The sequence below is a fragment of the Kitasatospora sp. NPDC101235 genome (genome assembly GCF_044767505.1).
Taxonomy (GTDB): Bacteria; Actinomycetota; Actinomycetes; order Streptomycetales; family Streptomycetaceae; genus Kitasatospora.
In genome coordinates, this window is the sequence record NZ_JBIWNZ010000005.1 from 231,738 (window position 1) to 243,839 (window position 12,102).

General features: G+C 73.1%; 3 protein-coding genes. All 3 read right to left on the reverse strand.

Annotated elements, in window-relative coordinates; all coding sequences use genetic code 11:
- Window positions 1–7: 7 nt before the first annotated feature.
- Window positions 8–1,702: a phytoene desaturase family protein gene (locus ACIRRH_RS11520; protein WP_403065209.1), complete on the reverse strand. Its 1,695-nt coding sequence runs from the start codon at window positions 1,700–1,702 to the stop codon at window positions 8–10.
- Window positions 1,689–10,931, reverse strand: a complete 9,243-nt coding sequence (locus tag ACIRRH_RS11525; protein WP_403065212.1) for an amino acid adenylation domain-containing protein — start codon at window positions 10,929–10,931, stop codon at window positions 1,689–1,691. Before ACIRRH_RS11525 ends, ACIRRH_RS11520 begins: the two co-directional genes overlap by 14 nt.
- Before the next feature lie 70 nt (window positions 10,932–11,001).
- Window positions 11,002–11,859 (reverse strand): sterol desaturase family protein, encoded by an 858-nt coding sequence (locus tag ACIRRH_RS11530; protein WP_403065215.1) that lies wholly within the window; start codon window positions 11,857–11,859, stop codon window positions 11,002–11,004.
- Window positions 11,860–12,102: the final 243 nt, after the last annotated feature.

The window sequence follows — 12,102 nt, forward strand, 5'->3', positions numbered from 1 at the left end:
GTCCCGCTCACTCCGCCACTCCCACTTCCGGCAGTCCGACGGTGGCCCGGTCGAGTTGCGGCAGGCGGCCCCACTTGCCCGCGTGCCAGGGTTCCCGGTTGTCGCTGGGCCAGGCCCGGAACGGCCGGCCGAGCTCCCGGCAGAGGTACTGCGCGGCGAACCGTCCGCTGGTGGCGGCCCGGATCAGCCCGCCGAGCGCGGTCCACTGCCCCGCCATGGAGAAGCCGCTCAGCCCGGGCAGCCGCATCCGGTCCCGGTTGACCAGCCGGTTGGCGGCGTCCTCGGCCTCGGAGAAGGCCTGCCAGGCGAGGATGCTGCCGTAGGTGTTGCCGGTGAACCGCTCGGTGGTCACCGGCGAGGCCACGTCCACGAGTTCGATCCGCCGGCCGAGGCCGGGGTAGGTCCGTTCCAGGAACTCCCGGACGAACGCGGCGACTTCCTGCTTGCGCGCCCGGTAGGCCCGGCGGTCACCGGTCCGCAGGTCCTTCCAGGAGCGGTAGTCGCTGAAGTAGGTGCAGTGCAGCACCGACTTGCCCGGCGGCGCGAACCCGTCCGCGTAGGACGAGCGCAGCTGTACCACCAGGCTGCGCTGGAGCGAGCCGGGCAGCCGCTCGCCGTCCTCGGGCGACAGCAGGTAGGTGGTGCTGTGCGGCTCGCCCTCGGGCAGCGGGCCGTCGATGCCGACGAAGGCGGAGACCACGGCCGGGTACAGGTTGCCCGGCTTGTCGAGGAGTTCGCCGTACAGGCGCTCGGTGGCGGGGCTGGAGTAGCGGCCCTCCAGGAGCCGGTCGAGCACCGTCGGGCCGTCGCAGGCGGCCACCACGTGGTCGGCGAAGTGCCGTGATCCGTCCCGGAGTTCCACCCCGACCGCGCGCCCGTCCTCGACCAGGATGCGCTCCACCCGGCAGCGGTAGCCGATCACCCCGCCGAGCGAGGTGTAGCGCTCCTCCACCGAGCGGGCCAGCCCGAGCGAACCGCCCTGCGGGAAGCCCGCGTTGCCGTTGTGCGCGGCCGCCAGGGTGTACAGGTACGGCAGCAGGGGGAAGCCCGCGGGCTCCTGGAGGAACATGTTGGGGAAGGCCCGCCGCAGCAGCGGGTCCTGGAAGCGCTCGGCGAAGCCGCTCATCGGGGTGGTCGCGGTGCGCCAGAACAGCCGGAACGCGGGCAGGACGGTGCGCAGGGTGCGCAGCCGTTCCGCCGTGGTGCGCAGCGGCGGCGGGGTGAGGTCCCAGGGAAGTTCGATCGCGGCGAAGCGGCGCAGGTCCCGGCAGAAGTCCCGGATCGGCTTGGCATCGCCGGGTGCGAGGGCCAGCAGGTGGGCCTCCAGACGGTCCGGGTCGCCGAAGAAGGTGACGGCCCGGCCGTGCTCGTCGACCACCCGGTTGAAGGTGTCGAAGCGGGTCACCGACTTGCCGTCCAGCGCGCCGAGCTCGCTCCAGACCTGGTGCGCTCCGGTGCCCTCGGCGGTGCCGATCAGCCAGTCGATGCAGTAGTCGAACAGGTAGCCGTGCCGGGACCACGCGGTGCAGCAGCCGCCGGGCAGCACGTGCTTCTCGAAGATCCGGGTCTCCAGGCCGCTCATCTGCGCGTAGCAGCCGGTGGCGAGCCCGGCCAGGCCCGCGCCGATCACGATGACCCGGGGCGGGCCGCCGGGGGCCCGCTCCCTCGTGGACCAGTCCGGCCCGCGGTCAGCCGCGGCCATCGGCGGCGCCTCCGGCCAGGATGGCGCCCGCCAGTTCGGCGTTGCGGGCGGCGAAGTCCCCGTCGAGCATCTCGGCGTGGGCGCCGTGCCCGACGTACACCGCGGTGCCCGTGGTGGAGGAGCCGTGCCAGGAGCCCGGCTCTCCGCCCACGTGCACGGAGAGCCGGTCGCGCTCGCAGACCACGTCCACCTGGGCCTTCAACGTGCCGCTGTTGGGCGTCCGGCTGCTGAACTCCAGGTAGTCCCGGGCCTGTTCGATGGTCCGCTGGGCGACGATCCGAGAGCCCGTGTGGCGGTGCAGGTGCTCGTGGAGTTCGCGTTCGAAGACGGCCAGGTGCTCCTCGCCGAGGTCGAAGGCATCGGTGACCCGGTAGGCGTCCACCAGCAGCACCGAGCCGACCGTGCGCCCGCGCCGTTCCAGCTCCTTGGCCACCTCGAAGGCGAGGTTGCCGCCGAGCGAGTAGCCGAGCAGGACGTACGGCCCGGCGGCGTGCAGTTCCTCGACCAGGTCCGCGTAGCGGACGGTCTTGTCTTCGCCGGTCAGGTAGTTGAAGGAGGCGATCCGGTGCTCCGGCAGGTGCGCGGCGAGCTGCCGGTAGACCAGCCCGTGGCCGCCGGCCGGCGGGAAGCAGAAGACCGTACGGTCCTCGGGCGCCTCGGCGTTGAACCAGAGGTAGGCCTCGCCGCCGGCCACCTCACCGGTGATGATCTGCTCGACGGTACGGGCCATGCCGTGCAGGGTGGTGACCTTGAACAGCAGGCCGACCGGGATGCTGATGTTGAACTCGCTCTGGAGGTGGTGGATCAGCTCGATGAGCCGGATCGAGCTGCCGCCGAGTTCGAAGAAGTCGTGCTGGAGGCCGACTTCGTCCAGGCCGAGCAGGTTTCGCCAGTGCTCGGCGACCCTCGTCTCGTAGAGCGTGACGGGTGGTTCGTGCTGGGCGCCTTCGGTGTCGGCCTTCGGCTCGGGCAGGGCGGCGAGGTCCACCTTGCCGTTCGGGGTGAGCGGCAGGGCGGGCAGTTCGGCGAGGTAGGAGGGGATCATCACGGTGGGCAGGTGCTCGGCGAGGTGGCGGCGCAGTTCGCGGCGGTCCAGCACGGTGCCCTCGGCGGGCACCACGTAGGCGGCGAGGACGGCCTCGCCCCGGGCGTCCTGGCGGACCGCGACGCAGGCCTGGGCGAGTTCCGGGCGGGCGGTGAGGTGGGCCTCGATCTCCCCCGGCTCGATCCGGTGGCCGCGGACCTTGACCTGGTTGTCGATCCGGCCGAGCAGGTGCACGGTGCCGGCGGTGTCCCAGTGACCGAGGTCGCCGGTGCGGTAGAGCCGCACGGGCGTTCCGTCGAGCTCCAGGGTGACGAAGCGCCGGGCGGTCTGCTCCGGGTCGTTGGGGTAGCCGGCCGCGACGCCCGCGCCGCCGATCCACAGCTCGCCGGGCACGCCCACCGGGACGGGCTCGCCGTAGGGGTCGAGGACGTACACGGCGCTGTTCGGGAACGGCCGGCCGATCGGCACCATCCGGCCGGGTTCCAGCTGGTCGGTCGGGCCCTCGTAGTAGGTGCTGTCGACGCTGGCCTCGGTCAGCCCGTAGGAGTTGACCAGCCGGGTCCGCGGGCCGCACAGGGCGCGCACCCGCTGGTGCTCGGCGGCCTTCCAGGAGTCGGAGCCGACGATCAGCAGCCGCAGGAAGTCCAGCGTGAGGCCCTCGCGCTCGCAGTGGGCCAGCAGCGCGCGGGCCACGGCGGGCACGAACTCGCCGCCGTCCACGGCCTCCTCGCGCATCACCCGGTACAGCCGGGCGGTGTCGAAGAGCAGCTCTCGGTCGACCAGGACGAGGGTGCCTCCGGTGCTGAGCGCCCGGGCGAGGTCGCCGGAGAAGACGTCGAAGGCGGTGCCGGCCATCTGGAGGTGCACCCGCACCTCGGTGTCCAGCCGGTACTCGGCGCACCAGCCGGCGGTGACGGCGGCAAGGTTGCGGTGGTCGACCCGGACCCCCTTCGGGCGGCCGGTGGAGCCCGAGGTGTGGATCAGGTAGGCGGCCCGGTCCGGGTCGGCGGCCGGCAGTGGCACGGCGGCCCCGGCGGGCCGGTCCAGCTCCTCCAGGGTGACCGGCGCGGCGGGCAGTCCGGCCGCGAGCGGGCGCCGCTGGTCGACCACCACCAGCGCCGCTCCGGCGTCCGCCACCTGGTGGGCGAGCCGGTCGGCCGGGTGCCCGGGGTCGAGCGGCAGGTAGGCGGCGCCGGCCCGCCAGATCGCCAGCAGCGTGGTGATCAGCTCGGGTGACTTCTCCAGGCAGACCGCGACCACCGAACCCTCGCCGACGCCGAGTTCACGCAGTCGTCCGGCGGCGCGCTGCGCCTTCCGGTCCAGTTCTCCGTAGGTCAGTCGGCGGACGCCGTCCCGGCCGGGCGCGACCACCGCGACGGCCTCCGGTCGCTCGGCGGCGGCCTTGGCGATCAGCTCCGGCACCGGGGTGTCGTGCTCGATCCGGCGCTCGGCGCCGCTGAAGCCGGTGAGGATCTCCCGCCGCTCGGCCTCGCCCAGCATCCGCAGCCGCCCGACCGGCTCGCCCTCGGCGGCGCGGGTCATGGCGTCCAGCAGGTTGCGGTAGTGCGCGGCCAGCCGCTGGACGGTGGCGGGCTCGAAGAGGTCGGAGTTGTACTTGAAGACGCAGTGGAAGCAGCCGTCCGCACGGTCCTCGTAGGCAGACAGCGTGAGGTCGAACTGGCCTTCCTCCTCCGGGAGTTCGATGTACTCCAGGCGGTATCCGAAGCGCTCCACGGCGACCTTGTGGGTGAGCAGGATGAACATCGCCTGGAACACCGCGGAGCGGCTCGGGTCGTGCTGGAGCCCCAGCTGCTCGACCAGCAGCGGGAAGGGGTACTCCTGGTTGTCCAGGCCGCCGAGCACGCTCTCCCGCACCCGGGCCAGCAGTTCGGCCACGGTCGGCTCCCCGGCCAGGCTCACGTGCAACGGCAGCGGGTTGACGAAGTAGCCGTAGACGGAGGCGAACTCCTCCTGGGTGCGGCCGGTGACCGGGCTGCCGACCACGATGTCCGGCTGCCCGGACCAGCGGTTCAGCAGCAGGTAGTAGGCGCCGAGCAGCACCATGAACGGGGTGGCCCCGTTGGCACGGGCCAACTCGTGGACCCGGGCCGCGAGTTCGGCGTCCAGCCGGAAGAACTCGGAGGCGCCGTTGTGGGTCTGCACGGCCGGGCGCGGCCTGTCGGTGGGCAGTGAGAGCACCGGCACCTCGGCCGGCAGGTGGCCGCGCCAGTAGTCGAGCATCCGCCGGGCCTCGGGCCCGGCCAGGAAGCGGTTCTGGCGGTTGAGGAAGTCCAGGTAGCGGGCGGGCACCGGGGGCAGTTCCGGGGTACGGCCCTGGCGCAGCGCCTCGTAGACCTCGAACAGCTCCTCGATGAAGGTGAAGGTGGAGATCGCGTCCGAGACGATGTGGTGGACGGCCTTCATCAGCACCCAGCGGTCCGGCCCGCGCCGGAACAGCCGCAGCCGTACCAGCGGATCCCCGGCGAGGTCGTACGGCCGCCGGTACTCGCGGACGATCAGGTCGTGGATCTCCTCCCAGGGCCGGCCCTCGACGTCGAACAGCCCGGTGTCGGCCTCGGCCTCCTCCCGGATGCGCTGGACCGGGCGGCCGTCCTCGGCGGTGAAGTTGGCGCGCAGTTCGGGGTGCCGGGCGATCAGGAGGCGGAAGGCCGCGAACATCAGCTCCGGGTCGAGCTCCGCGCGGACCTCGACGGCGCCGCCGATGTTGTACGCGAACCCGTCCGGGTGCAGCAGGCGCAGGAACCAGAGCGCCTGCTGGTTGTGGGTGAGCGGGAAGCGGGACTCGTCGGTGTACAGCTCCACCTCGGCCTCGGCCGGGCCGCCGTCGGCGGCGAGCCGCTCGGCCAGGCCCTCGGTGAGCAGGTCGACCAGGTCACCGACGGTGCCGTTGCTGAGCAGGGCCACCACCGGCAGGGCGACGCCCAGTTCGCCGTGCACCCGGGCACGCAGCTCCATCGCCAGCAGCGAGTCCAGGCCGTGCGCGCCGAGCCTGGTCTCCGCGTCGATCCGCTCGGCGCCGATCCGCAGCACGGCCGCAGCGGCGGCGGTGAACCGCTCGGTGGCCAGGTCCCGGCGGGCCTGCGGGTCGGCTGCGCGGTAGGCGTCCAGGAAGCCGCCGGTCTCGGCCGGGGCCTGCTCGGCGGCGCTCGCCGCCAGGTCGGCGACCAGTGGCGGCGGCGCCGGGTACCAGGAGAGGAAGGTCGGCCAGTCGACCACGGTGGCGACCAGCAGCTGGGCGCGGTCCTGGCCGAGGACGCGCTCCAGGACCGCCGTTCCGGCGTCCGGCGGCAGCGAGCTCATGCCGCGGGCGTCGCGGTAGTGGGCGACCAGGCCCAGCTCCTCGATCATGCCGGTGGCCCAGGGGCCCCAGTCCAGACTGAGCCCGGGCAGCCCCTCGGCCCGGCGGTGGTGGGCGAGGGCGTCCAGGAAGGCGTTGCCGGCCGCGTAGTTGGTCTGCCCGGCGGTGGTGAGCAGCGAGGCGACGGAGGCGAACAGCACGAAGTGGTCGAGCGGTTCGTCGCGCAGCAGCCGGTGCAGCAGGTGGCCGCCGGTCACCTTGGGGGCGTAGCCGGCATCGAAGGCCGGGCGGTCCATCTGGGCCAGCAGGGTGTCCTTGACCTGCCCGGCGAGGTGGAACACGCCCCGGATCGGCGGGCTCTGGCGCTGCCGGTAGTCGGCGAGCCAGTCCGTGAGGGCGGTCTCGTCGGTGACGTCCACCGGGGCGAGCAGCGGTTCGGCGCCGAGCGCCTGGAGTTCGCGCAGGAAGGCGATCCGCTCGCCGACGGGGGTGTCCGGGTCGGTGTGCGCCCACTGGGAGCGCTCGGGCAGGACGGTGCGGCCGACCAGGATCAGGCGCCGGGCGCCGCGCCGGACGAGGGTGCGGCAGAGCAGCCGGCCGAGGGCCCCGAAGGCCCCGGTGACCAGGTAGCTGCCGTCGGGGCGCAGGACCGGGGGCAGCGGGCGGGTGAGGCCCTCGGCCTGCCGCAGCCGGCTGGTGAGCCGGCCGCCGGACCGCAGGGCGATCTCCTGCTCGCCCGGGGCGGCGAGTTCGGCGAGCAGTGCCTCGGCCTGGCCGACGACGTCGACGGCCGGGTCGAGGTCGACCAGGGTGCCGCGCTGGGCGACCAGTTCCTGCTGCCACAGCACCCGGCCGACACCCCAGGCGGGGGCACCGAGCGGTTCGACCCGGTCGCCGGGGGCGGCGGCCTGGGCGCCCCGGGTCACGATGTGCAGCCGGCCGTCCGGGCGGGCGGCGGGCAGGGCCTGGGCGAGGGTGATCAGGGAGTAGGCGCCGAGGGTCGCGAGCGGGCCGAGCAGGTCGGCAGCGGTGGCGGCCAGGGCGGGCTGGTCGAGGTTCCAGAGGTGGACGACGGTGCCGAAGCCTGGGTCGAGGTCGGCGAACAGCCGCTGGACGTCCTCGGCGGAGTCGGGCCGCACGGTCGAGTGTCCTTCGCCGTGCCGGTACTCGGTGCCGGGCCGGACCAGGTGGCAGCGGGCGCCGCGCCCGGCGGCCAGTGCGGCCAGCCGCTCGGCGAGGCCGTTCCGGTCGGCGAACAGCAGCAGGTCGCCGGGGGCCTCGTCGACGGCCGGCTCGGGGGCGGGCACCCAGGCGACCTCGGTGAGCCAGCCGTCGATGGTGGCCAGTCCGACGGAGCCCGGGGCCTGGGCGACGTCGGTGACCCGGAAGCCGGTGACCTTTCCGACCGGGGTTCCGTCCTCGGTGTGGAGCGCGAGGTCGCCGACGAGTTCCTCGCCGCTGTCCCGGGTGACGGTGGCGTGCACCCACAGCGGGCGGTCGCCGATCTCGTCGAGCCGGACCTCCTCGATCGAGACGGGGAGCCGGACGCTGCCGCCCTCCGGCGCGTCCAGCCGGGTGGTGAGCAGGGTCTGGAAGCAGCCGTCCAGCAGCACCGGGTGCAGGTGGTGGTTCGCCGCGTCCGGGCCGAGCCGCCCGGTCGGCCGGATCCGGGCCAGTGCCTCACCGGGCCCCACCCACACCTCGGCGATGGCCTGGAAGGCGGGCCCGTAGTCGTAGCCGCGCTCGGCCAGCTGCCGGTAGCAGTCCGGGCCGTTGAGGTGCCGCCCCCGGGCGCGGAGTGCGTCCGCGTCCAGTGCGGGCCCGTAGGAGCGGCGCTGGCCGGTGCGGACCCGGCCGCTCGCGTGCACGCCCGGCTCGCCGCCGGCCGGGGTCGAGGCGATGGTGAAGCGGGCGTCCTCCGGCGCGTAGCCGAGCTGGACGGGAACGGGCTCGGTCTCGGAGAGGAACAGCGCCCGGTTCAGCTCGACCTCGGCCAGCGTCACCTCGGTGCCGCCGGTCAGGGCGCGGACGGCCTGGGCGGCCATCTCCAGGTACCCGGCGGCCGGGAAGACCACCTGGCCCTCGATCCGGTGGTCGGTCAGGTAGGGCAGCCGCTCCGGGTCGAGCGCGCTGGTCCAGCCGGGCTGGGCACTCGCGGTGCGGCGGCCGAGCAGCGGGTGGTCGAGCCGGCCGAGCCGGACCTGCTCGACCGGCTCGGGCTCGACCCAGTACCGGTCCCGCCGCCACGGGTAGGCCGGCAGCGGCACCGGGCGGCCGCCCGGGTGCAGCGCTTCCCAGCTCAACTCGACGCCGAGGGTGTGCAGTTCGGCGAGGCTTCGGGCGAACCGCTCGGGCTCGTCCTGCTGCCGGCGGATCGACGGCAGGGTGTGCGCCTGCTCGGCGCACTCGCGGATCGCGTGGCCGAGCACCGGGTGCGGGCCGAGCTCCAGGAACAGCCCGTGCCCGTCCTCGGCCATCCGTTCGACGGCGGCCCGGAAGCGCACCGGGTTGCGGACGTTCTGCCACCAGTACTCGCCGTCCAGCTCCGGCCCGCGGGCGAGCCCCTCGCGGCCGGTCAGGTAGAGCGGCAGCCGCGTCTCCTGCGGCTTGATGGCGGTGAGCCCGGCCACCAGCTCGTCCCGGATCGGGTCCATCCGCACGCTGTGGTACGGGACCTCGACGTCCAGCGGGCGGGCGAAGACACCCTGTTGCCGCAGGTCCTCGGCCAGCTCGCGCAGCGCCTCGGCGTCCCCGGCCAGGGTCACCGCGGAGGGGCTGTTGACCGCGCCGAGCGACACCTGCGAGCGGTACGGGCGGATCCGGCGCTCGGCCTCGGCCTCCGGCAGGCCGACCGCGAGCATGGTGCCGGTGCCGGCCAGGCGCTGCTGGAGCGTGCTGCGGGTGAGCACCACCCGCACGGCGTCGGCCAGGTCGTACACCCCGGCCTCGTGGAAGGCTGCGACCTCGCCGGTGCTGTGGCCGACCACCGCGTCGGGGATCAGGCCGTGGCTCCGCCAGAGCGCCGAAAGCCCGACCTGCACGGCGAAGTTGGCAGGCTGGGCCAGCCAGGTCTCGGCCATCCGGGAGTCCGCCTCGTCCCGGCCCAGCTCGGTCAGCAGCGACCAGCCGGCCTGCGCGCGGATCTCCCGGTCGACGGCCTGCACGGCCTCCCGGTAGACCGGCTCGTGCTCGTACAGCCCCCGGCCCATCCCCCACCACTGCGGGCCCATGCCGGTGAACACCCAGGCCAGCCGGCGCTGCCGGCGTTCCCGCGCACGGCCCTGGACCACCCGCGGGTGCTCCTCGCCGCGCTCGCACGCGGCCAGCGCCTCGTCCAGGTCCTCCCGGGTGGAGTAGACCACTCCGAGCCGCTCGGGCAGGTGCTGGCGGCGGTGCGCCAGGGTGTGGCCGAGGTCGGCCAGGGACGTCCCGCCGGCGATCTCCTGCCGTACGGCGGCGGCCAGTTCGGGCAGTCCGGCGGTGTCCTTGGTGCTCAGCGGCAGCACCGTGCGGGCCGGCTCGGCCACCGGTGCGGCGGGCCCGGGCTGCGGCGGTTCCTCCAGCAGGACGTGGGCGTTGGTGCCGCCGAAGCCGAAGGAGTTGACGCCGGCACGGGCCGGGCCCCGGTGCTCGGGCCAGTCCGCCGGTTCGGTCGGGATCTCGAACGGCAGCGCGTCCAGGTCGATGCCGGGGTTGGGCTGCTCCAGGTTGAGGTGCGGCGGGATGCGGCGGTGCTTGATCGCGAGCGCGGTCTTGATCAGCCCGGCGACGCCGGCCGCCGCCTCGGTGTGCCCGATGTTGGTCTTGACCGAGCCGACGTAGCAGCGCTCCCCGGCGCGGCGGCCGATGCCGAGCACCCGGCCGAGGGCGGCGGCCTCGATCGGGTCGCCGACCGGGGTTGAGGTGCCGTGCGCCTCGACGTACTGGAGACTGCCGGGCAGCACCCCGGCCTCGGCACAGACCCGCTCGATCAGGGTGACCTGGGCGTCCGCGCTGGGGACGGTGATGCCGTTGGTGCGGCCGTCCTGGTTGACGCCGGTGCCGAGGATGACGGCGTGCACCGGGTCCCCGTCGCGCAGCGCGTCGGAGAGCCGCTTGAGCACGACCACGCCGACGCCCTCGGCCCGGACGTAGCCGTCGGCAGAGGCGTCGAAGGCGCGCGAGCGGCCGTCCGCGGAGAGGAAGCCGCCCTTGGTCTCGGCGATCGTGTACTGGGGCGCCATGTGCAGCAACGCGCCACCGGCCAGGGCGAGTTCGGTCTCGCCGCGGAGCAGGCTCTGGCAGGCGAGGTGGACCGCGACCAACGACGAGCTGCACGCGGTGTCGATCGAGACGCTGGGCCCGCGGAAGTCGAAGCAGTGCGAGATCCGGTTGGACACCATCGTCATCATGGTGCCGGTGGCGGTGTGCGCCGCGATGGTGCCGAAGTCGAGGTCGGCGAACTGGAGGATCTTCCAGTCGAGGGTGAAGGCGCCCATGTAGACGCCGACCTCCCGGCCGGCCAGCTCGCCGGGGCGCAGGCCGCCGTCCTCCAGCGCCTCCCAGCTGACCTCCAGGAGCTTGCGCTGTTGCGGGTCCATGTGTTCGGCCTCGCGCGGGCTGATCCCGAAGAAGTCCGGGTCGAAGGTGTCGAAGCCGTCGATGTAGCCGCCCCTGCCGCCGATCAGCCGCCCCGGCTTGGCCCGGTCCCTGCTGCCCAGGGTGCCGATGTCGTAGCGGTCGGCGGGCGTCTCGGTGAGACAGTCCCGGCCCTCGATCAGGTTGCGCCAGTAGGTCCGGTGGTCGTTGGCGTGTCCCGGCAGACGGCAGCCGATACCGGTGATCGCGATGCGCTCGCGGGGCACGGCGAAGGGCGAGAAAGTCATGATCCAATCCGAGGGTGATGGCATGGCGCCGCGGTCACGGGGAGAGTGGGGCGGCCTCGCGGGCCGGGGTTCAGACGGACTGCTCGGTCGCTTTCACCCGGCGCCAGGGGTGCAGCAGGGTGGCGCCGAGTTCCCCCGTGGCGGGGAACGCGGCCGGGTCGGTGAGGCCGACGGCCTTCGGCGCTCTGCCGGGCCGCCAGGTGAAGCTCCCGAACACGTGGTCCCAGAGCGAGAGATCGGAGGCGTAGTGGCCGGCTTCGGCGAGGTCGGTGCTGTGGTGCAGGCGGTGGAGTTCCGGTCCGGCCAGGACATGGCCGAGCGGGCCGATTCGGACGTCGATGTTGGCGTGGACGAAATACCCCTGGGCCAGGACGAATATTCCGACCACGAACACTGAATCCGGTGAGAATCCGATGAGAGCCAACGACAGTTGGACAACGGACTGCGCCACGAGCACATCCAGGAAATGATTCACACCGTTGTTCGCGACGTTCACCTTGTCCGGGACGTGGTGCACCCCGTGCAGCCGCCAGAGCCACCGGTTGCGATGGGACCAGCGGTGCACGAGGTAGTCGCCGAGCGAACCGACCAGCAGCGCGAGCGGGATCTCCACCGCGAACGGCAGCGCCGGGTGGGCCGGGCCGAGCAGTTCCACCAGCGTCGACACCAGCCCCTGAGCCAGTCCTCCGCCGACCATGCTCAGCACGAAGTAGACGCTGTACCAGCCGAGTTCACGTCGACTCGGATGCCAGTCGGTCCGGTACGGGATCACCCGTTCCAGGATCGCCAGATATCCGATGGCGGCGACCAGGAAGAGCGGGGAGACCCGATCCGGCGCCCAGTGGAAGTGCAGGGTCGCGACGGCCGTGCACAGCACACCCAGGAGCAGCAGCGGATGGGCGAGCCGGCGGGCAATGGCTGACAGCACGTGCCCCCCGTTCTTCGCGGACTAATGACTGGAAACGTCAGAGACTCTAGCGGCAGACGCGTGCCGCGACAGTCATTCGACGTTTTAACTCCATGAATGACCCGATCGGCGGACTATACGCGCACGAAGTTGACGCCAGAATGGTGTGAAGGGGGCGCATTTTCGAGAAAGCACCGGAGTTGACGGTGCGTGATCGTGGCCGTTCAGGACGGTGGGCTCTGTTGTGCGCCCCTTCTACGCTGC